25 protein-coding genes and 1 pseudogene are annotated in these 23,933 nt (G+C 60.0%); 12 read left to right on the top strand and 14 right to left on the bottom strand.

The features are described from left to right. Nucleotides 1-131: 131 nt before the first annotated feature. Together CVV68_RS01345 and CVV68_RS01340 are read left to right on the top strand one after the other, a co-directional pair. Nucleotides 132-1,403: an MFS transporter gene (locus CVV68_RS01345; protein ID WP_110499203.1), complete on the top strand. Its 1,272-nt coding sequence runs from the start codon at nucleotides 132-134 to the stop codon at nucleotides 1,401-1,403. 83 nt (nucleotides 1,404-1,486) lie between these two features. Then, nucleotides 1,487-2,761, top strand: a complete 1,275-nt coding sequence (locus CVV68_RS01340) for an MFS transporter (RefSeq protein ID WP_110499202.1) — start codon at nucleotides 1,487-1,489, stop codon at nucleotides 2,759-2,761. Between the two features lie 333 nt (nucleotides 2,762-3,094). Here the strand turns inward: CVV68_RS01340 and CVV68_RS01335 are convergent, their stop codons facing one another. The 3 genes from CVV68_RS01335 to CVV68_RS01325 are packed head-to-tail and all read right to left on the bottom strand — an operon-like array spanning nucleotide 3,095 to nucleotide 4,651. Further along, the gene (locus CVV68_RS01335) at nucleotides 3,095-3,478 is read right to left on the bottom strand and encodes an Asp23/Gls24 family envelope stress response protein (protein WP_110499201.1); all 384 of its coding nucleotides are present in this window, start codon (nucleotides 3,476-3,478) and stop codon (nucleotides 3,095-3,097) included. Next, nucleotides 3,471-4,061 (bottom strand): Asp23/Gls24 family envelope stress response protein, encoded by a 591-nt coding sequence (locus CVV68_RS01330; protein WP_110499200.1) that lies wholly within the window; start codon nucleotides 4,059-4,061, stop codon nucleotides 3,471-3,473. The genes CVV68_RS01335 and CVV68_RS01330 overlap by 8 nt, the downstream gene beginning before the upstream one ends. Next, nucleotides 4,052-4,651, bottom strand: coding sequence for an RNA polymerase sigma factor (locus CVV68_RS01325; protein WP_110499199.1), 600 nt, complete (start codon nucleotides 4,649-4,651; stop codon nucleotides 4,052-4,054). The genes CVV68_RS01330 and CVV68_RS01325 overlap by 10 nt, the downstream gene beginning before the upstream one ends. A 232-nt stretch (nucleotides 4,652-4,883) precedes the next feature. On the opposite strand from CVV68_RS01325, the gene CVV68_RS01320 reads away from it, so the two are divergent. From CVV68_RS01320 to CVV68_RS01295, 5 genes are all read left to right on the top strand, one after another. Beyond that, a complete protein-coding gene (locus CVV68_RS01320; protein WP_110499198.1) occupies nucleotides 4,884-5,387 on the top strand; it encodes an Asp23/Gls24 family envelope stress response protein in 504 nt (167 codons plus the stop codon). Nucleotides 5,388-5,626: 239 nt separating this feature from the next. Next, nucleotides 5,627-6,082, top strand: coding sequence for an Asp23/Gls24 family envelope stress response protein (locus tag CVV68_RS01310; protein ID WP_110499197.1), 456 nt, complete (start codon nucleotides 5,627-5,629; stop codon nucleotides 6,080-6,082). Then, nucleotides 6,079-6,693 carry a DUF6286 domain-containing protein gene (locus CVV68_RS01305; RefSeq protein ID WP_110499196.1) on the top strand — a complete coding sequence of 205 codons (615 nt, stop codon included), beginning with the start codon at nucleotides 6,079-6,081 and terminating at the stop codon, nucleotides 6,691-6,693. The genes CVV68_RS01310 and CVV68_RS01305 overlap by 4 nt, the downstream gene beginning before the upstream one ends. Nucleotides 6,694-6,739: 46 nt before the next feature. Next, nucleotides 6,740-7,357 (top strand): Asp23/Gls24 family envelope stress response protein, encoded by a 618-nt coding sequence (locus CVV68_RS01300; RefSeq protein WP_110499195.1) that lies wholly within the window; start codon nucleotides 6,740-6,742, stop codon nucleotides 7,355-7,357. Nucleotides 7,358-7,579: 222 nt separating this feature from the next. Then, a complete protein-coding gene (locus CVV68_RS01295; RefSeq protein WP_110499194.1) occupies nucleotides 7,580-7,783 on the top strand; it encodes a cold-shock protein in 204 nt (67 codons plus the stop codon). Nucleotides 7,784-7,867: 84 nt separating this feature from the next. Here the strand turns inward: CVV68_RS01295 and CVV68_RS01290 are convergent, their stop codons facing one another. The 3 genes from CVV68_RS01290 to CVV68_RS01275 form a co-directional block, all read right to left on the bottom strand. Beyond that, the gene (locus CVV68_RS01290; RefSeq protein WP_110499193.1) at nucleotides 7,868-8,122 is read right to left on the bottom strand and encodes a helix-turn-helix domain-containing protein; all 255 of its coding nucleotides are present in this window, start codon (nucleotides 8,120-8,122) and stop codon (nucleotides 7,868-7,870) included. A gap of 1,141 nt (nucleotides 8,123-9,263) precedes the next feature. After that, a complete protein-coding gene (locus CVV68_RS23045; RefSeq protein WP_146238797.1) occupies nucleotides 9,264-9,755 on the bottom strand; it encodes a hypothetical protein in 492 nt (163 codons plus the stop codon). Between the two features lie 179 nt (nucleotides 9,756-9,934). Further along, nucleotides 9,935-10,519, bottom strand: coding sequence for a helix-turn-helix domain-containing protein (locus CVV68_RS01275; RefSeq protein ID WP_110499190.1), 585 nt, complete (start codon nucleotides 10,517-10,519; stop codon nucleotides 9,935-9,937). Nucleotides 10,520-10,640: 121 nt separating this feature from the next. On the opposite strand from CVV68_RS01275, the gene CVV68_RS01270 reads away from it, so the two are divergent. The 3 genes and pseudogenes from CVV68_RS01270 to CVV68_RS01260 form a co-directional block, all read left to right on the top strand. Then, nucleotides 10,641-11,705: an NAD(P)/FAD-dependent oxidoreductase gene (locus CVV68_RS01270; RefSeq protein WP_110499342.1), complete on the top strand. Its 1,065-nt coding sequence runs from the start codon at nucleotides 10,641-10,643 to the stop codon at nucleotides 11,703-11,705. Next, the gene (locus CVV68_RS01265; RefSeq protein ID WP_110499189.1) at nucleotides 11,702-12,544 is read left to right on the top strand and encodes a class I SAM-dependent methyltransferase; all 843 of its coding nucleotides are present in this window, start codon (nucleotides 11,702-11,704) and stop codon (nucleotides 12,542-12,544) included. The genes CVV68_RS01270 and CVV68_RS01265 overlap by 4 nt, the downstream gene beginning before the upstream one ends. A gap of 400 nt (nucleotides 12,545-12,944) precedes the next feature. Next, nucleotides 12,945-13,304, top strand: a pseudogene (locus tag CVV68_RS01260) (GNAT family N-acetyltransferase); the annotation flags it as partial. A 70-nt stretch (nucleotides 13,305-13,374) separates the two neighbouring features. Here CVV68_RS01260 and CVV68_RS01255 read toward each other — a convergent pair. The 3 genes from CVV68_RS01255 to CVV68_RS01240 all read right to left on the bottom strand — a co-directional run bounded on the left by CVV68_RS01255 (nucleotide 13,375) and on the right by CVV68_RS01240 (nucleotide 15,578). Further along, on the bottom strand, nucleotides 13,375-14,190 hold the full coding sequence (locus tag CVV68_RS01255; RefSeq protein ID WP_110499187.1) for an NAD-dependent epimerase/dehydratase family protein: 816 nt from the start codon (nucleotides 14,188-14,190) through the stop codon (nucleotides 13,375-13,377). Then, nucleotides 14,187-14,651: a MarR family winged helix-turn-helix transcriptional regulator gene (locus CVV68_RS01250; RefSeq protein ID WP_110499186.1), complete on the bottom strand. Its 465-nt coding sequence runs from the start codon at nucleotides 14,649-14,651 to the stop codon at nucleotides 14,187-14,189. The genes CVV68_RS01255 and CVV68_RS01250 overlap by 4 nt, the downstream gene beginning before the upstream one ends. A gap of 372 nt (nucleotides 14,652-15,023) precedes the next feature. After that, nucleotides 15,024-15,578: a YceI family protein gene (locus CVV68_RS01240; protein ID WP_110499185.1), complete on the bottom strand. Its 555-nt coding sequence runs from the start codon at nucleotides 15,576-15,578 to the stop codon at nucleotides 15,024-15,026. Between the two features lie 418 nt (nucleotides 15,579-15,996). On the opposite strand from CVV68_RS01240, the gene CVV68_RS01235 reads away from it, so the two are divergent. After that, on the top strand, nucleotides 15,997-17,163 hold the full coding sequence (locus CVV68_RS01235; RefSeq protein WP_146238796.1) for a DUF4238 domain-containing protein: 1,167 nt from the start codon (nucleotides 15,997-15,999) through the stop codon (nucleotides 17,161-17,163). A gap of 378 nt (nucleotides 17,164-17,541) precedes the next feature. On the opposite strand, the gene CVV68_RS01230 is transcribed toward CVV68_RS01235, so the two are convergent. Together CVV68_RS01230 and CVV68_RS01225 are read right to left on the bottom strand one after the other, a co-directional pair. Continuing rightward, a complete protein-coding gene (locus CVV68_RS01230) occupies nucleotides 17,542-19,074 on the bottom strand; it encodes a tetratricopeptide repeat protein (protein ID WP_110499183.1) in 1,533 nt (510 codons plus the stop codon). After that, on the bottom strand, nucleotides 19,071-19,976 hold the full coding sequence (locus tag CVV68_RS01225) for a protein kinase domain-containing protein (RefSeq protein WP_170133043.1): 906 nt from the start codon (nucleotides 19,974-19,976) through the stop codon (nucleotides 19,071-19,073). Before CVV68_RS01225 ends, CVV68_RS01230 begins: the two co-directional genes overlap by 4 nt. Before the next feature lie 542 nt (nucleotides 19,977-20,518). Here CVV68_RS01225 and CVV68_RS23330 point away from each other — a divergent pair. Next, nucleotides 20,519-20,680 carry a hypothetical protein gene (locus CVV68_RS23330; protein ID WP_170133042.1) on the top strand — a complete coding sequence of 54 codons (162 nt, stop codon included), beginning with the start codon at nucleotides 20,519-20,521 and terminating at the stop codon, nucleotides 20,678-20,680. A gap of 49 nt (nucleotides 20,681-20,729) precedes the next feature. Here CVV68_RS23330 and CVV68_RS01220 read toward each other — a convergent pair whose 3' ends face one another. The 3 genes from CVV68_RS01220 to CVV68_RS01210 all read right to left on the bottom strand — a co-directional run bounded on the left by CVV68_RS01220 (nucleotide 20,730) and on the right by CVV68_RS01210 (nucleotide 23,479). Next, nucleotides 20,730-21,230, bottom strand: coding sequence for a hypothetical protein (locus tag CVV68_RS01220; protein ID WP_146238795.1), 501 nt, complete (start codon nucleotides 21,228-21,230; stop codon nucleotides 20,730-20,732). A 370-nt stretch (nucleotides 21,231-21,600) separates the two neighbouring features. Next, nucleotides 21,601-21,939, bottom strand: coding sequence for a hypothetical protein (locus CVV68_RS01215; RefSeq protein WP_110499180.1), 339 nt, complete (start codon nucleotides 21,937-21,939; stop codon nucleotides 21,601-21,603). After that, nucleotides 21,932-23,479 carry a hypothetical protein gene (locus CVV68_RS01210; protein ID WP_211320681.1) on the bottom strand — a complete coding sequence of 516 codons (1,548 nt, stop codon included), beginning with the start codon at nucleotides 23,477-23,479 and terminating at the stop codon, nucleotides 21,932-21,934. Before CVV68_RS01210 ends, CVV68_RS01215 begins: the two co-directional genes overlap by 8 nt. Nucleotides 23,480-23,933: the final 454 nt, after the last annotated feature.

The following is a 23,933-nucleotide window of genomic DNA, read 5'->3' as shown; positions in this document are numbered from 1 at the left end:
GAAGGTGGGACAACGCGCGGACTCTAAGTCCGCGCGTCGCACAGCCTGCACTACATGAGCGCGGCCGGTAGTATCCCGGCCTCTTTTGTTGTGCCCCGACGCGATTAATTCAATCGTCGTAGGAGTCATCCATGTTTTCCCTTCATTCCAATTCCCTGCCCTCTAACACCCGGGCCAGATCACGGCACTACTTTGTTGCCGCCACAGTGTTCCTGCTGCTCGGCTTTCATGTGGGTGTTTGGGCAGTTCAAATATCCTCGGTTGCTGATTTCCTTCAGCTCTCTCTTGGGGAGTTAGGCGCTCTGTTGAGTGTGCCGGCTATTGCTGGTCTAGCGACTCTCTTTGGTGGCGGACACCTTGCCGACAAGTTTGGGCGCAAGCCTGTCCTACTCATAGGCCTGGGTGGAACGGCCACCGCGTTCGTGCTCCTGGGCAGGATCGACTCGGTCATCAGCCTGTCCATTGCCCTGTTCGCCTACGGGCTGTGCATCAGCTTTGTCGACATCGGCGCTAACGCGATCGGTGCTGATTATGAATCCCATCATGGTGCCCCAGCAATGACCGGCTTTCATGCCTGGTTCAGCTTCGGCGCCGTACTCGGAGCTGTAGGAACCGGGACCGCTTTGGCCTCAGGTATGAGCTTCAGGACCATCTATTTCGCCCTCGCTGTTCTGCTGCTTTGCGGTGTTGTTCTTGTCTGCGTATCTGCCTTGCCCCAACCCGCTGCCCCCGAGGTCCCTACGGGTGAAAGCAAAATGCCGAGCAAAAGGTTGTGGCGGGTTACTGGCGTTGGCCTAGCCGTAGCCATGGTCTGCCTCTGCTTCTTCAACGACGGTGCACTGGAAAATTTCCTGTCCGTGTTTCTGCGCAACACCCTCGAATCAGGGGCGCTATTAGCTGGAATCGGGATCGGCAGTTACGACCTAGCCTCGCTGTCCGGGAGGCTTTTAGCGGTGCAAACCACCCGGCGATTAGGTGAACGACGGACTATGGTTTGTTCCGCACTTCTTGCCGCCGCCGGGCTCGGTATCGCAGTGGCTTCCACCAACGCCACCGTCTCTATCGGCGGAATGCTGGTCGTCGGCTTTGCCATCGCCCCGGTCGTGCCGACGTCGTTGTCACTGGCTGCAAGATCAGCCCCCGGACGCTCTGGCCGGGCCGTGGGACTGACTACCGCCGTCGGATACGGCTCATTTATTCTCAGCCCAGTCCTCATCGGACAGTTGGCCGGAGCGACCACACTACGTCTTGGACTGGGTGTGCTCATCCTCATCAGCCTGGCCATGGCACTCGTGGCCAAGCGCTGGCCTGAACCGGCAACAGTCTCGATCTCTGCTCCTATCCACGTAAACGATGTAGTGCAGATTGCTCCCGACGACTCCACGCAGGCGCCCACGATCTAAGGCTGGCCTGCCTGCCATCGTTACACTCACCCAAGATTTGCCTCTCCTAGCGGAAAACCCTAGGAAGAGGCGGAAGGAACACCATGTTTAGAAACCCCATGACCGTTGCTGTGGAAGGACTCCAGGAGTTACGCCGAAATGGCAAAGTCTCCACAGCCGTTTTCGTTGACACTGTGGGCGTTGGTTTGATGGCCCCCATTTCCCTCGTCTATTTCACCCTCACCACCAACGTCACCCTCGCACAGCTTGGCATCACCCTCACACTGGCCACCTTGGCGTCTCTCCCCGTGGGACTCCTCGGTGGGGTGATCGTTGATCGCTTCGGGGTCAAGGCCGCTATGGTCAGCAACAATATTGTCTCTGCCATGGGCTTTCTGATGTATATCTTTGCCCAAGAACCGATCGGGATCTTCATCGCGCTCTTCCTGGTCGCCTCCTCGGAACGGGTGTATTGGGCCAGCTGGTCGTCGTACATCCACCAAATGTCGGCAGGGAGACCCTTTGAGAAATGGTTCGCGTTCATCGAAGCCGTCAAAGCCGGTGCGATGGGTTTGGGCGCAATCCTTGGCGCCGTTCTCCTCAGCACCGCGGGGACACTCCCGGCGCACCTGGTGGTCCTACTCAACGTAGCAACGAGTCTGTTCGCGGCAGTGATCTTCGCGATTCAACCACTAGAAAAAACCCGAACTACTCCAGCAGCAACGGAAGAACCCGAACTTTTGTCCGCACTCAAGGGATTCCACGACGTCATCACAGATCCGCGTTCCCTGCTGCTGGCCGCGGGTGCTTTTCTCCTGAGCCCCATCATGATGCTGCCTAATATTGCTATCTCTGTGGTGTTGGTCAGCGTCTGGAAAATGCCACCCTCGGTAGCTTCCATCTTGTTCGCGTTGAACGTGATCGTCGTTGCCCTGTTCCAGACCACAATCACGCACAACGTCCAACGATTCTCACGCGCATCACTCATATGGACGTCCGCGATCATGATCGCAGCCAGCGCCATCCCCTTGGCCTTCATTCCAGTACTCCACGGGATGGGGGCCTGGATCTACGTGATTGTGGTCGGCATCATCCTCGGCATAGTTGACGCACTATATCTACCTGCGACCAACGCCCTCATGGTCGCTGTCCCACCCGAACACCGCCAAGGCCGATCAGTCGCAGTGTTCCAAACCTCAGCCGCCGTAGGAATGGCCCTCTTCCCACTACTGGTTTCCCTGCTCCAGACCCCGTACTCGGCACTGATGTGGATCATCACAGCAGTTTCAGTCATGGCTGGAGCCGCCTGCTACTCACTCGCCACAGCCAACGCCCCAGCCAACATCAAATACGCCGTCTCAGAGGAAGTAGACGCCTGACACGACCGTCGTATCACTTCTAGATCTAGTCGGCAGAGAGCCGTCACAGCACCCTAAACAGTCGAGCCAAAGAGGCCCCTGAACAGAGTAGTTAGAGCCACCTAAAGTGAGGCAGATCGTCCCAGCATCACACTTTCATTGAACTGGAAGAATGCAGCTCGCCCACGGTTGTACGCCAACAAGCCCCCCGAAATTTAGAAGCCTGTTGGTGTACGACCGCGTCCGTGTGGGGAACGCTAATCGGGGACGCTCCTGGACCTAGGAGTTCTTATATCGCTACTCCCTTGGAGGTAGGTTTATGCTTCCATCTCCACAGTGAGGGTTTCGCGTCTCTCATTCGGGGCGGGGTTCGATGGAGAGGATGTGGATGTGGATGCGGCCCGGGGTCAGGCCTGTGTGGCTGATGTTCTCGTGGATGCGTTGCTGTACGGCCTCGGCGACGGTGAGGGCGGTGTAGGCGATGTCGGTGGCGATGTCGAGGTCGACGCGCGCGGTGCCGTCGTTGATTGTCGCGGTCACGCCGTCGTGCCGGTAGCTGCCGTCCTGGCTGCCGGGGTGGCGGAGGCTGCGCAGTGCGGCGGGTCCGAGCCGGGCGAGGAAGCCTTCAAGGGTGGGTTCGAGCCGGAGCACGCCGGGGGTTTCCAGGGCGGTGCGGGCGGCGAGGGAGGCGATGAGTTGGCTGTTGATGAGGGAACCGGGAAGGTATGGGTCAGACATCGTAAAGGTCCTCCACGGTGATGTTGATGGTTCCGGCATCGATGCCGATGCCGGCCGGGATGGCGGTGCGGATCTTCTGCCGCAGCGCGTCAACGGTTTTGGGGATGTCGATGCCGGCAGCTGCGGCGACCCGAAAATTGATGACCAGGCGGGGGGCTCTGGCGGTGCTTGTGGTTTCGTGAGGGCTGTTCGGGAGTGTGCGTATGTCGATGCGGCAGCGTCGCGAGTGGATCCCGGGTATGGCTGTTGCGGCGATGCGGATCAGTGAGTCCAGGGCCTGCTCACTGATCTCGATGGTGCCGTGGTCTGTGGTGCGCACCAGGAGCCTGTTGCCGCGGCGGACCTCGGCGCGGGCGACGTCCATGATGGCGCGGGTGAGCCCGGGGCGGGGCTTGAGTTCCGGGTCGTGCAGGTCACTTTCACGCAGGGCAACGGTCGCTTCCTGGAGGCGTTGCAGCCGGGTCCTGGCTGTTTGGCAGTATTGGCAGTGTTCTTCGTGACCCGTCGGTGGCTGGTCGATGCCGGCCCAGACCTCGTCGATGCTGCGCCCGCATCCAAGGCGGGGGACGTCTTCTAGCGCCACTGGCCCATCCCTTCTGCTATGTGGTGCCGGGCACGGGCGAGCATGCCGCGGACCGTGGTGGGACTGATCTTTAGTGTGTCACTGATTTCGGTGTAGCTACGGCCGTGGATTTCGCGCAGGAGCCAGCAGGCCCGCTGGGCAGGCGGGAGTGTGTTCAGCACGGCCGCCAGCCCTTCTTGTTGGGCGGACCATTGGGCCTGATCGGCAGGGTCAGTGCCGGCCGGGGCCTGGGGGAAGCCGTGTTCGCCAATGCCGAGGAGCTCGTCGGGATCGGTACTGGTCTCTGCGTGGGTCGAGCGCCTGCGCAGCAGATCCAGGCACTTGTTGGTCGCCAAGCGATAGAGCCAGGCGCCGAAGGCATTGACGTCGGCGAGCAACGGCAGGGAACGCCAACTGCTCGTGAGCGTTTCCTGCACGACGTCCTCGGCATCGAGGCGGTCGTTGAGCATCCGGTACGCCAAACGAAAAATCCTGTCCTGATAGGCGATGACCAGGTGCTCGAACGCTGCCAGGTCGCCGTCCTGGGCGCGGGCGACGATACTTCCCTCGTCGCCCTCGTCCGGTTCCGGCCCGGGACCGTGATCATCCATGCAATATCCGCCCTCTCCGGTGGGGTGCCGGGTCTTGGCCCCAATATGCCACAGCCGCCCCGCGCCGGGAACCGGCTGGACACCCTTTTTTCGTTACCCGTGCAGAGAAAAAGGTGTGTGGCGACTAGCAGGTGGGAAAAGTTTTTCGTGTTAGGACGTGAGGTTTGTGGCCCGGTTTCGTCTTTAAGTGTGTAAGCGCGATCACATTTCTTTTTCCAAGGAGCTGTTTTTCATGACAGAGTCATCCAGGACCCCCACACCCTCTGCCGGTGTGGTGGCCACCCCAGAGGAACAAAAGCGCAACGTCCCGGCCGACGAGCCCAAGCCGCACGACGCGCTCCACACGGACCGTGGGGACACCACGATCGAGGAGACGGTGGTGCAGAAGTTGGCCGGGATGGCCACCCGCGAGGTCCCTGGCGTGTACGCGATGGGTAGTTCGGCCCGGCGGGCGTTTAGCGCCTTGGCCGAACGCATCCCGGGATCCCAGACGAACGTCAGTGGCGGCGTCATCGTCGAGAAGGGTGAACGCCAAACGGCCATTGATGTTTCCATCGTGGTGGAATACGGCGTCTCGATCGTGGAAATCAGCCAAAGCATCCGTCGCAATGTCATCCAGTCCGTGGAGCACAGCACCGGCTTGGAGGTGCTGGAGGTTAACGTCAATGTCACCGATGTGCACCTTCCTGACGACGACGAGCAGGACCAACAGGACCACAAGGCCGAACTGCAGTAGGTCCGCCGCACCGGGCGGGATTCCGCCCGGTGCCAGGTCGAGTCCGAGGAGGAAAAGATGGCTATGAGTACTACGCGGTGGTGCCTGGCGATAGGTCTGGTACTGGGAATAGTTTTGGCTTTTGGTGGTTGGTGGGCGCTGGTGTCTGCGGTGGTCCTGGGCTTCATCGGTTTGGTGGTGGGTCGGATCGCTGAGGGAAAACTGGACATGGCCGCCTTGTTCGGTAAAGCATCGAGCCGATGAACGCCCCAGGCGCCCCGGCCCAGGCGCGCAACGCCCAGGCTTCGCACGCCACACCGTTCCCCGGCGTCACGGACGCCGGGGAGGGCGGCACCACCACGCGGGGACAGACCGTGTTGGAGGACAAGGTGATCGAGAAAATAGCCAGCCAGGTCGCCCGCGATGAAACGTTGGCTGGTGGTTCCTCGGGAGGTTTCCTGGGCATCGGAACCCACGCGGACCGCCATGCCCGGCCCAAGGTCTCCGTGGAACTGACCGGGAACATCGCCACCCTCAGCGTCGAAGTCGGCATGCCCTATCCCATTCCGTTGCGGCAGGCGACGGAAGAACTGCGGCAAAGGATCCGGGTCAGGGTGATGGAACTGACCGGGGTGGAGGTTCGCCACGTCGACATCAGGGTCTCCTGGCTCATCGCTGCCGGTGGCGACGCGGGGGGACGAAGGAGGCTGCTATGAGTCGGAACGACGGACGATCGACCCGGCTAAGGCACCGCCCCAGCAGGATCGTCCCGTCCCTGATCGTGGCCATCCTGCTTCTGGCGGCCGGGGTTGCCCTGACCTGGCTCGCCGTTGCCCGGCTGCTTGACGGGACCTGGTCCACGATCCTGCAGCAACCACGGAACTGGCTGGCCGGCCTACGGTGGGACAGTCCCGACCTGTGGGGCCTTGGTGTGGCCGCCGTCGTTCTCGGAGTGGTCTTGTTGCTGTGTGCCCTCATCCCCGGCGCCTTCACTGCCCTGACGGTCCGCAACGCCGCCAGGGAAGATACCGGTGTCGGACAGGACGGTGTCGGCCAGGACAATGAACCCGGGATGTACAAGAGGGAGACGGTGATGACCCGCCGCGCCGTGGCCCACCTGGCTAGGGCCCAATGCGTGCAGATCGATGGCGTCTCCGCGGCGTCGGCAACCGCCAGCAACAAGCGTGTGCACCTGAAGGTCACGACCTCCCTGCGCGAGACCGAGGATCTTCGTGCCCGTGTCACCGACGCCGTCCGGGAGCGGTTGGACACGACCGGGCTGGACCCGGTGCCGCGGGTCACCGCCACCATGGAAACCACAGGATGACACCCATTTCCGTGCCCACCCACCATCAAGGAAGGAAGGGACTCCGATGAGACAGACAGCCGGAACACTGAACCGTACATGGCTGGCGATCCTGGGCGTTCTTGTCCTGGCCGCCGGCATCACCGGCCTCCTGCAAGCCGCCGGCACGCTGCAAACCATCGCGCCCACACCATCCCCGGGGACCAGGGTTGTCACCGGTGAACTGCATCCCTTCTTCGCACAACCCTGGCTGATAGCGCTCATCCTGGTCATCGGCGTGCTGGTCGGTGTGCTGGCCCTGTGGTGGATCATCGCCCAAATTCCCAGGAAGAACCCGGCGGGAACCTACCGGCTCCAGCACGAAGGCGCCCAAGGCCGCACCAGTTGCGACCCGTCCGTGCTGGCCGCCGCCGTGGAGGAGCAGGTCAACACCCTCCCCGGCGTGGTGACCGCCTCAGCGCTGCTGCGTGGAACAGCCAACGAGCCGGATTTGACGCTGAAAGTCACCATCAACGACCGCACCGATGTCCGCGCCCTGCTGCGCCACCTGGAAACATCCACACTTCCCCAACTCTCCACCACCCTGGAAGCACCCCTGTACCGGCGTCGCCTGCAGATCGACGTCAGCACCCGCACCCAAAGCACCGGGACCGTGGTCCACTCCACCGGCACCATCCTCCACTAACAAACCCAGCCGACACGTGAGGGCATTGTGCCCGGCAACGAGGAATCGGTGCACGGTGCCCCCAGCCGGTAGCGACCAGGCATCCCAAGATTCGGTCCGGATGTATCCCCCACCCTCCTTGCCCGAGGATTCCCCGCCCACGTACGGTGAGGACAACCGACAATGATGCCGGCCACCGCCACGGCGTGACGGGCAGTCTAGCGCCACCGAAGGACAACAATCATGGCCACAGGCACCGTCAAATGGTTCAACGCACAAAAGGGCTTTGGATTCATCGGCCCCGATGACGGGTCCGAAGACGTCTTCGTGCACTACTCCGCACTTGCCCCGGAGTGCTGCAGCCCGTTGGGAGAGAACCAAAAAGTCAACTATGACCTCGTCCAAGGCCCCAAAGGACCCCAAGCAGAAAACATCCGCCCACGATGACGCCTGCGCAAACTATTTCGGCATTTCAGGGTCTTAGCGTGCGATTTCGCCTTATTTCTGAGCCCACCCGTAGAGGGCTCCGTCTCACGGTCGAGGTACGACCCGTTTGTGGTCTGGGATGAACCCGTGCTCGAGTCCCCAGAGAATGGCGTTGGGGCGGTTGGCAACGCCAATGCGGCGGTAGCAGCTGCGGATGAAGGTCTTGACGGTGTTGCCTGAGTGCCGGGCCCTGTCCGCGATCTCGGCCAGGACCAAATCCTCCAGGAGCTCCTCGCCGAGATCGACCCGGGGTCGCCGCAGAAAACGGAAAAATCCTCCGCCAAGGCCTCGCTGAGGCATGCCCCCGCCCCCTGGCACGCACCCTGCCGTTTAACGCCCTGTGTCAATCACCGTCGGAGACCGACCCGTGGATTCATGCGCGGGCTGGAGCTGAAAAGTCGCACCATGGCAGTTCCAGAGGGGAACCTTCTGCGGGACGGTTCTTATCGTCTTCGGGCTGGTTTCGGTGCGGGCCGGCGAGTACCATCGCTAACATCCGCGCCCCCGAGGAAGCTTTAGAGATCGATCCGCTATGGAAGGTGTCTAGTAATGGTAGTAACACTCAGGGTATCGCCACGGAAGCCGGACTCGCGCTCGGTGCTGTGGATGTTGGTGGTTGTAGTGCTGGGTGTGAGCGCTTTGACCGCGTGCACAGGCGGGGTCGCACCGGTCAGCAGCCCGACGGGAGAGCACCAGAGCGCGACCCCCACGGGGAGTGGAGTTTCGGCGTCGTCGCACTTCAATGACGCATGCACTCAAGCCCGTCCCGTTCACGGACCGGTTCCCGGGCCCACTGACATAGCCATCGGGAAGTTGAGCTTCGGGGGCGCGCGGGCGGCGGCCAACCTCCCGTCCACCGACGCGCCGATCCTGGACCACGGGTCCACCTTCTACAAGATGGGGGCGCAATTGCCCGCGAACACGTCAGCCACGGTGACTATCGTGGCTCCGGAAGTGTCTGAGGCCACGATCATCGCCGAGACCGGGCCGAAGAGCGGTACACGGTCGGTCACCTACACGAACTGCACCGATACAGCTCAGTGGTGGGTGGCAGGGTTCGTCCTCTGGGGGCGGCAGACGGGTTGCGTCACCGTCGAGACCACATCCAGCGCAGATCCGACGCCGCAGCGTGCAGTCATCTCACTGAATGCGGGGAAGTGCCCTCCGGCATGAGCCACCTTACTGGCGCGACAACTCACCGCCTGATGATGCTCAGTTGACCAGCCCGGACCACGCGGCCATCCTGCACAAGCACCCCCACGCAACATCGGCGACGATCGGAGCATCTCGCCGTCGCGTCGATGCCCTCCCCACCCTCGTCTACGCGACGCGTTGGAAGCCACGCCCACATGCCCAACGTCTACCGGTCAGCCTGATGCCAAAGACGTTCATTGCTTCTGGTTGTTGATGTCGGGCTTAGCCGTTCAAAGAAGATGCGATGTCATCCTGCTTGTGTGGAGAGGTAGTGCTCCACGATCGGCCACCAGTGCTGTTCCGAGAACTCAGAGCCGCCGTGGACGACACTAATCCACTCCCCAGCAATAAGCGGCTCAACGGTGTCGGTGATGAGGTTCACCGGCACGTGCGCCCATGGTGTCGGATAGGCGTAGCTGGCATCGGGACTGGGAACAACATTGCGGATAAATCCAACACAGCGCGTCGCAAGATCGGCTCGTCCGAACACGTCCCGCATGAGATCCGTGACGCTACCCGGATCAGTCCATAAATATCGTGTTGGCAGGTTTAGCCCCTTGGGCGTGGGAACGCAGAAGAATTCCGATACACCGTTCAGATTCCGCCGTACCAGGAGCAATCTGGTAACGACCACGGGTTCGACAATCTGACAATTGTGGCCGACCCATACTTCTGCCGAGCTGCCTAGCGGAAGCCAGGGGGCTTCGTGGGTAGTCGACATCAAGAACTCATTGGGCATGAATCACATCCTACTGAGCGGCACAGCATCCGGCTTGTTCTGATTCCTTGCTGGGAAACTTGCTTTTATCGTTTTTTGAAGTCTGCCCGAATTTTCCGACCTGATATTGAGCGCCGAGCTTGTCTGTTGGGGAACCTTGGCCGGTTAATTCAGGGATAACGCGGTCCGGTTGGTTTCTGTTATGGGGTCTTGGGGTGCGCGCGTACGTGCATCCGTTCGCCTTGCTGTCCAAAGAGGCTGATGAATTCAACGGGTTTGCCGTCGGCGCTGGCGAACCAGTGTGGGGTGTGGGTGTCGAATTCCGCAGCTTCACCCGGGCGGAGTTCAAAGTCTTTTTCGCCCAGCACGAGACGTAGCCGTCCGTTGAGGATGTAAAGCCATTCGTAGCCTTCATGAACGCGTGGGTCGGGTTCTGCGCCACGGTCCTCCCCTGTGAGCACCATTTTGAAGGCTTGCAATCCGCCTGGGCGGCGTGTGAGGGGAACGGCTGTCATGCCCCCGTGGGTGATGGGTTGGAGATGAATTCTCGGGTCTCCGGTGAGGGGTGCTCCGACGAGATTATCGAGGGGAACACCGTACAGCCTTGCCAGTGGCAAGAGGATTTCAAGGTTTGGCTTGCGTTGGCCTGATTCAAGGCGGGACAGGGTGCTAATGGACACTCCGGATGCGGTGGAGACCTCTTCAAGGGTGAGGTTCCGTTCCGTGCGGAGCGCGCGAAGCCGGGGGCCGACGGCTCCAAGAATGTTGTCCAGGTCATTTGTCATACTCACAGTTTGCCATACCAGCAAATACATTTGTCAAAGATGATCCGCGTGGTGAAAGCTGATTGGAGCAGCCAAGGACACTGGCGGCGAACTTTCGACACGAGATGAGGGACAAATGACTATGAACACGACAAGGTATGACGTTGTCATTATTGGCGGCGGGGCTGCGGGGCTCAGTGCGGCCACGACGCTACTGCGGGCCCTGCGCTCGGTACTGGTCATTGACTCAGGGGCACCGCGCAACGCGCCCGCGGCCGGGATCCACGGTTTTCTTTCGCGGGACGGTATGCCGCCCTCGGAATTCCTGTCTATAGGGCGTGGCGAAGTGCTCTCGTACGGGGGAGCGGTCATTGACGGCGAGGCTGTTTCGGCACGGCGGAACCCGGAGGGATTCGAGGTGATCCTCGATGATGGCCGCAGCTTTGCGGCGCGGCGTCTTCTGCTCACCACCGGACTGACGGATGAGTTCCCTGCCATTGACGGGCTGCGGGAGCAATGGGGAAAGGGTGTTGTGCATTGCCCGTATTGCCACGGCTGGGAAATTCGCGGGCAACGTATTGGGGTACTGGGCACGGGGCCGATGTCCGTCCATCAAGCATTGTTGTTCAGGCAATGGTCCCCGAAGATCACCCTCTTCCTTAACGACACCGTGGAACCCACGGACGAGGAGTGGGGCAATCTCGCGGCCAGGGCAGTGACGGTTGTTGACGGAGCGGTGGAATCTGTTGACACCATCGGTGGTGCCCTCACCGGGCTCACGCTCCGCCAGGGCCATTCGTTCGATGTTCAGGCTCTTGCTGTCGGAACGCGGATGGAATCCAGATCCACGCTTTTGGAGTCACTCGGGTTGACTTCACAGGTGCACGCTTCTGGAGCCGGGCGTTTTATCGAGGCAGACGGAGCCGGTGCAACTGCCGCCCGTGGCGTGTATGCGGCGGGGAATGTCTCCAATTTGATGGCTCAAGTTGTTACCGCCGCAGCCGAGGGTGTCATGGCCGGGGCAAGGATCAACGCGGACCTCGTTGAAGAAGAAACACGATGGGCCGTTCAGGGCCACTTCGGACCTTTTTCGGCCGCCTCGGAAGCCGCTGTCTCGAGGATCGTGCTGGGCGACCGGCGCCACGGGTTCGATGTGGGGGACAAATTTAGAGGTATTGGCCCTGCGGCCGCAGTAGAAAGGTCATGACCATGGACCGCCGGCACCAGCACCAACAGGATCGGGACAGTAACCACGAGACCGACAGTGCACATCAACGAGATGATAGTCATGACCAGCACCGCGTCCTTGACCTAGATGCCGAGGTATTCAACGCCAACCTCGCAGCGGTCCTGGACATGACCGGTGTGAGAGCTGCGCGCAGCGTCGTCGACCTCGGCGCCGGCACCGGCGCAGGCAGTCGACTTCTACGTGAGCGTTACCCGGACGCGAAGGTGACGTGCGTCGATAACGACCCCCAGATGCTCAAGCTGGTGCGCGAGCAAGGATTCTCCGTGATCGAGGCCGACCTGGATGAGGGCTTCCCAGAGCTAGTTAACTCCTTGAGCGAGGCGGATCCAAGACCCGATAATTCGGTTGACCTGGTGTGGGCAGCGTCCTCGTTGCACCACGTCACCCACCCTGCCCGACTCTTGTCCGGGATCCACGGGGCGTTGGCTCCTAACGGGGTCTTGGTCGTTGTCGAGCTAGCCACGCTGCCCAGCTTCCTCAGCGACCCCCATGGAGCGCTACTGGAACAACGGTGTCATAACGCTGCCACAGCAGAAGGGTGGAACCACCACCCAAACTGGGCATCTGTCCTAGAAACCGCCGGGTTTGCTGTCAACCAGTCCGAGGTGAGGACCACCGCATCCGTTACCCCGGCGGCACGGGAGTACGCACAGAAATGGTTTACGCGCTTCTCGTATCTGGAAGCATTGACCATAGAGGACCGAGCGGCCGTCGAGGACCTGATGAAGCGGCTCCCTGACGATGTCGCGCTGGAACCCCGCACCACCAGGACCCTCTGGGTGGCTACCCCAAAATAGAAACAAAAACAGCCCAGAGAGGGAATAACTACAAAACCGGAAATCCTCGCAGACACGGGACCGGAGTGAACGCTGATGAACTATCCCTAGCCGCAACCGAAGCCTGACCCCATGAACGCGGCAAGAGCACTTTGCAAAGTTGAAGGATCGAAATTACTGCATCGACAGCATTTCGCAGGGGAACCCTCAGTGACACGAGACCCGCAAGACCGTGAGAAGTGCATCATCTAGGGTTACGAGATGAATGCAGAAGTCGCACCCCGCCGCTACCGTGCCGCGGATGCTGTGGACATCACCAGCTTGTTGAACGGTGCCTACCGGGAACTTCAGGATCAAGGCTTGAACTTCACCGCCGTGACTCAGGACGTCGAGACAACACGGCGACGCGTGGGCGTGGGGGGCCTGCTGGGTCGTCGAACTGGGAGGCCGTATCGCTGCGACGATGACGATGTCAGTGCCTCCGTCGGACGACGTGCGATCACTCTCCAGCTACGGCCGCCGGCCGAACACGGGATGGCTGTGCCAGGTGGCAGTGGCACCCGAACTCCGCGGGCGCGCTGTGGCAAAAGTCCTCTACGCTGTCGCGTGCGACTGGGCTCGCGCCGAGGGCATCACGACAGTGGGGCTTGACACGGCGGCTCCTGCCGAACACCTTGTTGCCATGTACTCCAGATGGGGCTTCAAGCACGTCGACGAGGTTCACTTCCCAGGCAAGAACTACGACAGCATCGTGATGACCAAGAGGCTGTCCGGTCGCTAATCCGCCCGTCTCACCAACCGAACCCTGATCGCGGCAGCTTCGAAGGCTGAGGGTGGTCTCGGATACTTCTTTAGAGCATTCCTTCGCGAACTGCGTGGTAGATGGTCGGCACCTTGGGTTCGAATCCGAGGCTCCGCGCGAGTGTCACATCCATGTGACCCTTCCAGGGGTTGGTGAGAGGCTCGGACGAATCCTCGTAGGGGAAGTCGAGGATCTCGGCTATTTCGTACATGGTCAGTGGTGATTCGTCGGCGATGTTGACGACACGACCGTCCATGACTCCGGTGAGTGCGAGCTCGAAGGCCCTCGCGATGTCCTCGTGGTGGATCACGCTCAGTTTTTGTGCTGGGTGCCATTTCATGTCGGATGCGATTTTCGGAAGTGAGTCCAGGTGTCCGTCGCCGTCGCCGTATATGAAAGGCAACCGGAGGATGCCCCAGTTCAGGCCGCTGTCACGGAGTTCTTTCTCGGCCGCGATTTTACTGGCTGGGTAGGCGAGCGTTGGGCTGACCTCGTCGTCTTCCCGGCCGGGATGGGTGATGTCGGGGTCGTACACGTTGGAGGTACTCGCCATGAGGAACTGAACATCTGGGTTGTGTTCTTTCGCGGCAGCGATGAGGTTGCGGGTGCCGTCGAGGTTAACCTTCCAGATCTGGTCGTCGTCAGGCGTGCGGAACAGGGCCGCGAGATGAACGATCGAGGTCACACCCTCTACGGCTGCCACCAGCGAGTCGGGACTGAGGATGTCACCTTCCACTACGGTGACTCCTTCGGGCACGGTTTTGCCGGCTCGTACGAGTGCCCGGCAGTCGATGCCGGCTTCGATGAATCGCTTTAGGATCCGAGGCCCTACAAGACCGGTGCCGCCGGTGATGAGGATTGTCATGATTTTGTTGCTCCTTTTTTGTAGTCGATAAGACGCTGCGTGGCGTCTTTGAGTACTTGATTCGTGGTCGCGATGTCGGCGTCGCTGACGTCAGCAAAAGCGACCGCGGCGATGATGGCGATCGGATCAGGGACCGATGCCAGCAACGTCCGACCGGCAGGAGTGACCTGCAAAATTTTCTGACGCTGATCTTCCGGGTCGGGGTGTTGCTCGATGTATCCTTTGCGAACGAGGGCGCTGATGACGGCGCTGAGGGTGGCTCGTTCTACTTCGAGTTCGCGGGTTAAATCTCGCTGCTTGAGAGGCCCCCGGTCGACGAGAACACCCAGGACGTACCACTGTGTGTTGCCGAGATCGTAGGGACGAAGAACGGATTCCACTACCTCGCGGCTCGCGAGAAAGTATCTTTTCGCCCAGGAGCCCGCTGCTTCCAGGTCGGCATCATTGACATTGTTAGGCACCTAATTAAAATGTCAGGTACCTAACAACCTGTCAAGTGCGGCGTGGGCTTCAGCGTGAGACACGTGGTTCAGCTGCTTCCAGTCACCGCTTATTTTAGTCCTTGCAGCCAACCCTGAGCGGACGTCATTCAGTGTAGAAGTGATCGTGTCACTCATGGGCAATGAGCTCGGCTTCGAATCCATTAGAATTTTCGAGGTACGCGGCGTAGTGGCCGGATCCTCCCGCATGCGGATATTATGCTGCGAACAACGGTGTCCAGCCATGAGAACTCGGCAGGGACGGCGACCCCGGACCGTGACGCGGCCCGGGTATTGTGGCCCGGGAGATTTCCGGAGTTGAAGACGGGGCCGCTGCTCCCCGGTACGCCGCCGCTATTGCCTGATCGCGGAGATATCAATCTCCAGGGTCACTTTCTCGCTCACGAGGACCCCGCCAGCTTCCAGGGGCGCGTTCCAGTTCAGGCCCCAGTCCTTCCGGTTAATCGTTACGGCGGCCTCGAAACCAATCCGGGTGTTGCCAGATGGATCGATGGATGAGCCCGTGTATTGGACGTCCAAGGTCACGGCCCGAGAGACACCCTTGATGGCCAAGTCACCGATCACCTGGTAGTTCTCACCGCTGGCATGCTCAATGGCGGTGCTTTCGAAGGTGATTTGCGGATAGTTCGGCATGTCGAAGAAGTCGTTGCTACGCAGGTGGTTGTCTCGTTGTTCTGTGCCGGTGTCAATGCTCTCGGTAACGATGCTTAGCCGTCCGCTGGAACGGGTGGGTTCCTCGGCGTCGATATGCAGGTGTCCCTCGAACTCTTTGAAGGAGCCGTGGACTTTAGTGATCATCGCGTGCCGGGCAACGAACCCGAGCCTGCTGTGGACAACATCAAAAACATAGTCACCGCTGAGCTCCGGTGCCACGGTCTCACTGCTCATCGCCGATTCCTTTCGTTGTATCCAACTCTAGCGAGATTGAACTGTCCCTGAAAGAGCGGATCCAGAAGCGCGCATGGAAGGATGGAATCATACATTCCCTCGAGGCGGCTCACCCTGAAGCGTACGGGAGGGCATCGCTTGGCCAACGATTAGTGACTGGCTTTCCTGAACGAATCGCTGACCTGACCTGTTGTTATAGGGGTCGCCGCTTGTTATAGGGGTCGCCGCAGAAAACGGAAAAAATCGTAGGCTAAGGCATCGCTGAGGCACCTCCCGGCTGGCGCGCAACTTGTAGATGAACGCACTGTGCCAATCACAGCCCGAAGGGGAACCCCTTACGCGCTCCAGATCTGGGAGACTCCTCGCGGCTCCAAACGCAAGCTGAGGTTGTCCGGAGGGGCTGATAGCGTCGGTCAATGTGAACATTCAAGATCAGGACCCTCCGGCTCCCGCTATTACCCCTGAGCTACAGCGGATTCTCGATGCCGCCGCAGCGATGACCGCGAAGGGGCAAGAGCCACGAAGGCACCACCTGGTCCCGAAGTTCTATCTTGAACGCTGGGCCATCAACAACCGCATTCTCGTCACCGATCTCGACATAAACAAAAGCTTTCCTGTCGCACCGATCAATGCGCTGATCGAGACGGACTACTACCGCGTCCCCGAGGGTTCCTTTCAGGGTGGTTCACCAGTTGTATGGGAAACATGGCTGTCCACAATCGAAGGACACGCCAAATCGGTCTTTGACGCGATCGACAAGAACGGCCTGCCAAACATCAGCGACATTCAACACGCGCACCTCCTTCACTTTCTCGGAGTCCAGATCACCCGCTCGCGCTCCTACCGTTTCCGGGGCCGGTGGATGATGGGCCCCGGCTACTACCAGGCGATGGAGCTGAATCGGCCCGGCGCGATCGAAGCCCTGCTGATCAGAGAAGGCGGAAACCCCTCCCCCGAGAGGATCTCAGAACTGGAGGCCTACTTCGCACAAGTGAACGCCGATCCGTGGAGAGTACCCATGGCGGCTGAGCAGGAGATGCTGATGTCCACCGAAGCGGGCGGAAAAATGGCAGAAACCCTCCATTCCCGCCAGCTTGTGCTGTACACCACGGCCAAACCTCTGCTGACCTGTGACGAACCGGTTGTCCTCCTACACGAACACATGGGCGCTCTCCATCCAGATGACGGCGGATACCTCCGTGCGCCCATCATTGCTTTTCCTTTCGGCCCACGGGAAGTTCTTGCAATGTTCCGTGAGGATCTGCCGTTGTCCCGCCCCAACAATGTGGAGCTGGACTGGAGGGAAACGCTGGAGTTGAACAGGGCCATTGCAGGCAACGCACACCGTCACCTCGTCGAAGGCCCTGACGGGGGGAACGGTGCAAATCTGTACGTTCCCGCAGCAAAGGATCCCGTCCGAATGGTTACGTTGCCGCCAGCCGAAGGTAACGGTCATGAAGTTCTATGGACGACGGCGCAGCGCCGCTGGACAGGTGAGCACGACGCTCCGGTCCGCCCGGTCTCAGCCTGGTGGCCAGCCGCAGTCCCACCACCCCCGCAGGGACCTGCAAGACCGGCAGTTTGAAGTCAGGAGTAGGAATCAGCCAGCGAGACTGACCCGGGCTGCCCAGGCAGGGAACACTCACCCATCACCGTCCGGACGTGGGGATCTTCCCGCCCAAAGCCTGAGACGTCGAAATTGTCACTACAGACCCGACCGTGTGGTGGGCATTCTGGTCACCCAACCGTCCCGAACCCATCCTTCTGTTCCTAGAGGAGTGCGGCTATCCGGTGGATTGGACTCCGCACAATTGGACTTGTCTCCCCACCGAGTGAGTACTGCCGCTCGGTAGCGAGAGCAAACGCCCGCAAACCGATCCCCCCAGCGGACACTGTCGCGGAAAATAGACGATTGGCGCGAAGTAGTTCTCCAGCAGTCGGTCGATGCCGTGGTGGCGTTTTGCTATCGGAGCCATTCTGCAGGCAGGGCGGGGTCGATCAGATTCCAGGCGTGGGTAGAGGAAACAGTCACTGGAAGCCTAGCCAGTACAACTTGAGCATCACAATCCGGAACTCGGCTGGCAAGCCTTGCAGCGATGTCGGCTACTTCGATCGCACTTGGCGTTTTCGCTCGGAGCTCTTCTCGGGCCCAGAGGCTCGCCGCGAGGGCAGCCTGATGCAGCAGTCCGAGATCGAGGCATGCCTCCACAGCGTGCCTGTATCCCTCACGACCTGCATCCGGTGAGCCAGCTCGAAATGCCGTAAGGCCTCGCGTGGCCATATAGGTGGCTGCTTCCTGTTCATCCTTTGGGGCAGGACAGCTGGCGAGGACGGCACCAGCTTCCGCGTTCTTGTCTTGATTGGCGAGGGCGAAGGCCAGGTTGTTGGCTATAGTCGCGTCTTGGGGGTTGGCGAGTTGGCCAATTCGCGCCGCCTCTTCCGCGATGTCGTATCGTTCTGCACCCACTGCGGCTACATATGAGAGGAAGGTGGCCGGTTCGACGGCGAATGGCTGGTCCTGCTGCCACTTCCGGCCGGACTCCATTGCAGCGGACCAATCCTTCCGCCAGCCAGCCTCAATGGCCTCGGCCTCGAACCTGCGCTCGGGTTCCTGCACTGGTTTGACGGTGAATCCTCCGCGATTGGATTCGAAGGCGATCTGCGCAGCCGCGTTTTCTGTAGGTTTCGGTCTAGCCTGTTCGAGGAATTTGCGTGCACGCTTATCGCGTCCGTCGTTGAATTCTGCGTGAGCAACCGTGCAAGCGAGCTCACTGAGCTCCCAAGGGGTGAAATTTGCTGACGTGAGGACAACGAGCGCATCCCTTATCGAGGATGGGGTGCTGCCGGCAGCTTCGTCGCTGGCGATCTCTGCGGCCAGGATCCAAGGGTCTGATGATCCCTTTGCCTCTCTTAGTGCATATTGGGCTGCTTCGGGGTCCTCGACGTGTATGAAGAAGCGGACTGCTGACCTGAGAACGAAGCGGTTCAGGGGCGCCAGACCCAATGCTGTCGACAAGGATCTTCTGGCTTTGTCAGCTTGGCCCAGAAGTGTCTGGGCTAGGGCGAGATCGACCCATTTCGTGGGATTGCGAGGCCTTCGCCGGAGCTCATCTCGCAGAGTGCGAACAGCGGCATTGCGCTCCTCTACTCGGAACCAGGTTTCGCCTGCGGGCGTCAGGCTCTGGTCCAGCTGCCGTCTGACATGGGTGGCGGTCGCGGAGAGTAGGGGGTTCGCGTTTTTGGATTCAATGAACTCGACTACCGGCCGCAGCGGCTCTGGGTCGCGCAGGCTGAATGCGAGGCTCAGCGCGTCGGCTGCCTTGTGTAGCGTCGGAGCTGCGTTGAATGCGCTGAGTGCCTCCATGTCCGGGAAGAGGACGGATGACGGCTGACGCTGGGGAGAGCTGAATGTGAGTTCGCCGAGCGCCGCCGATACCCGAAAGGGGCGCCAGCGTGGGACCAGGTTCCGCTCGTCCGTTCCCTGGGACGCTGTCACGCTGCTGCCAATCTGGACTGTCGGACTTCAGCCAAGTGGGCCAACAGGTCCAATTGGGAAACGATGCGGTTCAGGGCGTAAGGCTGACCCGCCTTCCGGCTTGCGTGATGTCCCCGTCGTCCCAGATCGGGATCGGTGAGGCACTCGATCAGGTCGATCAACTCATCTTTCATGTGGGAGGGGAGGAAGCCCTCCAAGGCATCCAGGCCAGCAGAGTGCGCCGCCTGCACGTAGGGAAGCGCCTGCTCGTAAGATCCGCGCCAGTTCTGTGGGGAATGGCTTGGGTCGAGGAACGTGTGCACAAGCATGTTCATGGTGACACCGCTGAGGACGAACGTAAGGAGGTTCCCGAGCTGGTAGATGTCACATGCAAGCCGCCGCTCCTCAAAGGAAACCGGTGTCTCGCCGAAGCACTGCTCGGGTGGCGCATAAGAAGGATCACCTGCGATGGCATATTCGTCATGGACGGCGGACCTTTGTTGGTCGGTCGCGCGGCCGAGGTCCCCGATTTTCGCTGTGCGGCCCAGGACGAGTTGGGGTTTGAAGACCAGCAAGTTGCTGGGCTTGATGTCCTGATGGGCCACCTGAATCGAATGGAGCTGTGCGATCCCACTGGCTGCGTTGTGGACCATCCTCAGTCGGACGGCCAGCTCGAGATCGGCAACCTCATCGAGCAGACCTCTAATGTCTCCGTCTGCCCGTTCGAAGATAATAAAGCTTATCGGAAACGGGGCGGGCGCCTGCGCAGGAAGGCTGTCGTGGTGGTATGCCTCCACAACGCGGGACAGCCGCCGGTTGGTGCATTTCTGAACGAGCTCACGCTCAAAGTTGTATGCCTCGGTGATCATTTGCATCATGCCGGTCGGGTCCGGGCTCTGGAAGATCGCCTGGTAGTTGATCACCTTGACGAACCCCCTTGCGGCCATCATCGTTCGTCGCGAGATAGCCGAGCGAGAAGTTCCCCCCGGTCGCGCCGATGGGTTTGGGAAGTGTTTCGTCGATTCTCCAACCCCCGCCCAGTTCGAGTCCTACTAGCGGATCGGCCGCTGCCGACATACCTGATGTCATACTGCCCCCATCGATTGGGCCGTGTTATGAACGGCGCCGAACATCCTTCCAATTCTAGTGGAGCGCATCCCCGGATACGGCCGTCATGCTCAAGTGGCGCTTTCGGCTTACACGTGAACAACACGCCCGTAAGCCGGTCCTCCACCGGACGCACCCGCCTCTGAAGTGCATCGTTGCGACCGTTGGCCGTCGACTGTTCCGTATAGGGTGTCCGGTGAACTGACCGGTGAAGGGGCCGTATACGAGGCACTATTTGAGGCCGATTTCAGCTGACGTCGATGTAAGGACTAAGACATCGAACTTATTCGGCACGCCGTTCCGAAAGCCCTAACGTACGATTTATTCCGTTTTCTGCGGCGACCCCAAAGAGCACGCGTTGAACGACATCACCGACTCCGTGGAAGTGCTCTCCGAGACGGTGACCAGCGAACTGGCCGGCTCCCACGCACGCGCAATCGCCGAGGTGCTGCGCCGGCTGGAATCCGATTATGAGGTGGCTGACCTATTCTGCGACGACCAGACGCTCGGGATCGGCTGAGTGCCCGACCAAGCAAAATATTCAGCAGCTGTGTGAAGACTTCGACGGGCTAAGCATCGAATGCTGCCTTGAGGAAGTCCGAACCCAGTTTGATGGCCTCGCTCCCCGTGGTTGGTTCGGGCCACAGAACGATCAAGTAGTCCTCGCATGGCTCGTCAACGGCCAAGTCATAGTTGATGTCTCGTCCTTTTGCGTGAATGCGTACACGGTAGTCAACCGGCCCGGCAGCTATTCGGCCAATGAGGAAAGGCTCATCCCTGAAACCGGTGAGACTAATGGTCCCTGTTTCCAAGCGAAGTGAGTACTCCTCGATGTCCTCCCAATCTGCCTCGACGAGCTCCGGACGAGTCTCCAGCACCTCGGTCGTGACTCTAACGGGTCCCATGTAGATTCCAGTTCTCACGAGGAGCTGGTCAGATTCAAACGGTGGCGGTATCTGGCCCGTGACTTGTCCTTGAAGTAGTCGAAGGGCTTCTTCGTCCGACACAGGCTCGGGCACAGTGGAAAGGACCATGGCAGACGTTGAAACTTCAACTATTTGGGTTTCCATCGGGCTCCTTGGCAATTTACGGTCCAGAGAATGATACGTAGAAACCGTCACCATCGAGTACTCGGAATGGCACAAACAACTTGCTGTTCATTGCGCCTCCTGCTTGTGAATTCACAGCCTCATTGATCAGAACTAATCATCGCCTTATTGAGAATGTCAATCTGATTGGGGACCACTTTGGTGCGGAATCGCAGTTTCCTTGGGGACCACCTAGCCAGGCTTCTTATGCTTCTGAACTGGACCACACAGAGAGTTGGGCGCCGTATCCAATTGGATACGGCGCCCAACTCTCTGAATGCCGGCGGAGGCAATCCGTACTGATGCGGAGCAGAGAGGTACATATGCAATTTTCTGCTGATGCTATTTCGTGTTAGCCAAGCGTAGGGCGTTTCCCTGCGGCGATTTCCTTGCACCGGCGGTCGTATTCATCTTCCGTAATGGCCATCAGTCCCGAGCACGGTCCTTTAGCAGAGGCGGTAAAGCCAAAAGCAAGGCTCCAGTCGGAATTTTCGAATCCTGCCCACTCGACCAGGATATGCATGAGATTGGGGTCCGTGATTCGGCCTGGATGGCCCCTGTAGAGGAACAGCGGCTCTCCGTCGTTATGCCAAATATCATTGGCATCCAGATCCGCAGATGAACGGAGGGCAACGGTCTGCCCAATAAGAAACAATTCTGGAGGCAGCGGTTCGGATTCGTTGTCAGCCATTCGCGACAGCCTTTACCCAATTGGGGCACCGGGGCTGGTAGCCCTGACAGTATGCCGTTACGACGCCGAAGGTCCCGACAAATTGGGATGGCGACGTTCGGTAGTCAACTGAAACCACGGTATCCACCACTCCTACCGTCTTGCATTTTCTAAACCAGCCGTAGCCGGTACAGAGGTGCCGGTAGATGTACGCCTCGTAGTTGTACTTCTGGCCAGCGACATACGTCTTAAACACAGGGTGCTGTGTTACCAACTTGACTGCGTTGATATTTAGATTGTGCCATAGCGCAATCTTGTTGTAACCGAATCCGCCGCCAGCTACCGTGCTTGTATACCCATACCGAAGGTAGACAGTCCGTCTACCGTTATCGAGCCACGTGGAAACAGTCGAGTACTGCACTCCCCCTGTAAGGGCCAAAGCCGTGGCGGCTTGGTTTTCCTCTGGCGGGATGGAAACGGTGCCGTCGAGTGCGGTTGCACCAGGCAGTGGGGTGATGGGGTTGGAGCCGTCGAAACTGGTGCCGTCCATTGCCTTGGAAAGCTGATCATCGGTGAGGGGTGATCCTCCGGATTCGATCGCGACCACTTGGGCCAGGCTGACCCCTCGAGCTGCGAGTTGAGTGCTGTCGTAGGTTTCCCCGACGACAAAGTCCCCTCCAACCACGGCAATTTCGGTTACCGAGGGATCCGCATACCAGCCCTGGAGATCGAGGATGAAGTCCACGGTGTCGGGTGAAACATTGTGAATCTGGATGGCTCCCTCGTCGTTCCCGCCAACGGGAACGGTAATAAGGTTCGTGTGGGTGCCCGTTCCAAAAGACAACGAGGCCACGTTTTTAGGTTCAGGTGCACCGGATGCCCAGGCTCGAGCATAACCGCCGGCAGTACCGGGATCGATAACGGTGAGGTTGCCTACCATAGCGGTCAAACCCTCGGTTAGCCCGGGAATGGGACCGACTCCGCCGACGTCAACCGTCACGGTCTGCCCGGGGGCAACGTGGCCGCTGGCCCTGGTGTCATACAGTTTGCTAATCGCCGGAGTGAATGTTCCATTGCTAGAACCGGCAGTGAAGTAGCCCCCAACATCCATCAAAAGATGGATCATGTTCCCTTGTGAGAGGTAGAGCTTAAAGGCTCCGTTGGCATCGAGTTTCACGATGGCACCTATGGATGTGTACGGACCGCCGTCGAAGTTTAGCGCCACGCCGGGTCGACTGGTCGAGCTCGTGGCGTAGGGATTAATATAACCGGCGGAGGTAGTGGCGTTATCGACTTGAAAGTTTACAAAGGCCGCCTGCGCTCCTGCCGGCACGCCTGCCTTTCCAGCGACCTGAATGGTTACTGTCTGTCCCGAGCCGATCGTTGCCTTCGGCAATCCCACACCATTGATCGTGTCCACGATTCGACTCTGGTCAACGGGAGCATAACCCCCCGCGGCCGTAACGTCGTTGCCGGACGTGTAATAGCCTTGCACGTCGATGTTGGTGTTGGTTGTCGTGGTCGCTTGGATCTGGATTTTTCCGGTTGCTGACACGCTCACGATGGCACTGTTGGATGTAGGGCTGTTTGCGTCGTAGCGCATGACCCCGCTTAAGGCGCCGTCGGCAGGGCCAGCCGACATTTGTCCAGGCAAGGCTGGTTCGCTAGCAGTAAAGGTCAAGAGAACCGCTGAGATTCCCGAAGACGGTAACCCCACCTGCCCCGCGACTTGGATGGTGCGGGGTGTCAAGGGAGCAAGTGGTGCCTTTGTCGTTCCAGTGGGCACTACTGTGCTCACCAGGCGGCCTTGTAGAGGTATGAACAGCCCGGCCGTGCCGGTCACCACAACGGGCTCCGCAGCGCTGGCCACCGGGACGGAAATCCCGGATGCGACAAGGACAAGTGAGGCGGCAAGTCCGATAGCTCCAAGCCATCGGACTCCCGCCAATCGGACATGACGAAGTAACAAAGTACGCATAAGATTGTCCCCCAGGACTGAGGCGCGAAGCACCCCG

Source organism: Arthrobacter livingstonensis (assembly GCF_003219815.1).
In the GTDB taxonomy this organism is placed as follows: domain Bacteria; phylum Actinomycetota; class Actinomycetes; order Actinomycetales; family Micrococcaceae; genus Specibacter; species Specibacter livingstonensis.
The sequence above is the reverse complement of the archived record's forward strand: the minus strand, read 5'-3'. Positions and strand labels throughout refer to the sequence as shown.

Bases quoted from the DNA above. Each gene is read 5' to 3' on its own strand.
- CVV68_RS01345 (WP_110499203.1), top strand. From the start codon at position 132: ATGTTTTCCCTTCATTCCAATTCCCTGCCCTCTAACACCCGGGCCAGA.
- CVV68_RS01340 (WP_110499202.1), top strand. From the start codon at position 1,487: ATGTTTAGAAACCCCATGACCGTTGCTGTGGAAGGACTCCAGGAGTTA.
- CVV68_RS01335 (WP_110499201.1), bottom strand. From the start codon at position 3,478: ATGTCTGACCCATACCTTCCCGGTTCCCTCATCAACAGCCAACTCATC.
- CVV68_RS01325 (WP_110499199.1), bottom strand. From the start codon at position 4,651: ATGGATGATCACGGTCCCGGGCCGGAACCGGACGAGGGCGACGAGGGA.
- CVV68_RS01320 (WP_110499198.1), top strand. From the start codon at position 4,884: ATGACAGAGTCATCCAGGACCCCCACACCCTCTGCCGGTGTGGTGGCC.
- CVV68_RS01310 (WP_110499197.1), top strand. From the start codon at position 5,627: ATGAACGCCCCAGGCGCCCCGGCCCAGGCGCGCAACGCCCAGGCTTCG.
- CVV68_RS01305 (WP_110499196.1), top strand. From the start codon at position 6,079: ATGAGTCGGAACGACGGACGATCGACCCGGCTAAGGCACCGCCCCAGC.
- CVV68_RS01300 (WP_110499195.1), top strand. From the start codon at position 6,740: ATGAGACAGACAGCCGGAACACTGAACCGTACATGGCTGGCGATCCTG.
- CVV68_RS01295 (WP_110499194.1), top strand. From the start codon at position 7,580: ATGGCCACAGGCACCGTCAAATGGTTCAACGCACAAAAGGGCTTTGGA.
- CVV68_RS01290 (WP_110499193.1), bottom strand. From the start codon at position 8,122: ATGCCTCAGCGAGGCCTTGGCGGAGGATTTTTCCGTTTTCTGCGGCGA.
- CVV68_RS23045 (WP_146238797.1), bottom strand. From the start codon at position 9,755: ATGCCCAATGAGTTCTTGATGTCGACTACCCACGAAGCCCCCTGGCTT.
- CVV68_RS01275 (WP_110499190.1), bottom strand. From the start codon at position 10,519: ATGACAAATGACCTGGACAACATTCTTGGAGCCGTCGGCCCCCGGCTT.
- CVV68_RS01270 (WP_110499342.1), top strand. From the start codon at position 10,641: ATGAACACGACAAGGTATGACGTTGTCATTATTGGCGGCGGGGCTGCG.
- CVV68_RS01265 (WP_110499189.1), top strand. From the start codon at position 11,702: ATGACCATGGACCGCCGGCACCAGCACCAACAGGATCGGGACAGTAAC.
- CVV68_RS01255 (WP_110499187.1), bottom strand. From the start codon at position 14,190: ATGACAATCCTCATCACCGGCGGCACCGGTCTTGTAGGGCCTCGGATC.
- CVV68_RS01240 (WP_110499185.1), bottom strand. From the start codon at position 15,578: ATGAGCAGTGAGACCGTGGCACCGGAGCTCAGCGGTGACTATGTTTTT.
- CVV68_RS01220 (WP_146238795.1), bottom strand. From the start codon at position 21,230: ATGGAAACCCAAATAGTTGAAGTTTCAACGTCTGCCATGGTCCTTTCC.
- CVV68_RS01215 (WP_110499180.1), bottom strand. From the start codon at position 21,939: ATGGCTGACAACGAATCCGAACCGCTGCCTCCAGAATTGTTTCTTATT.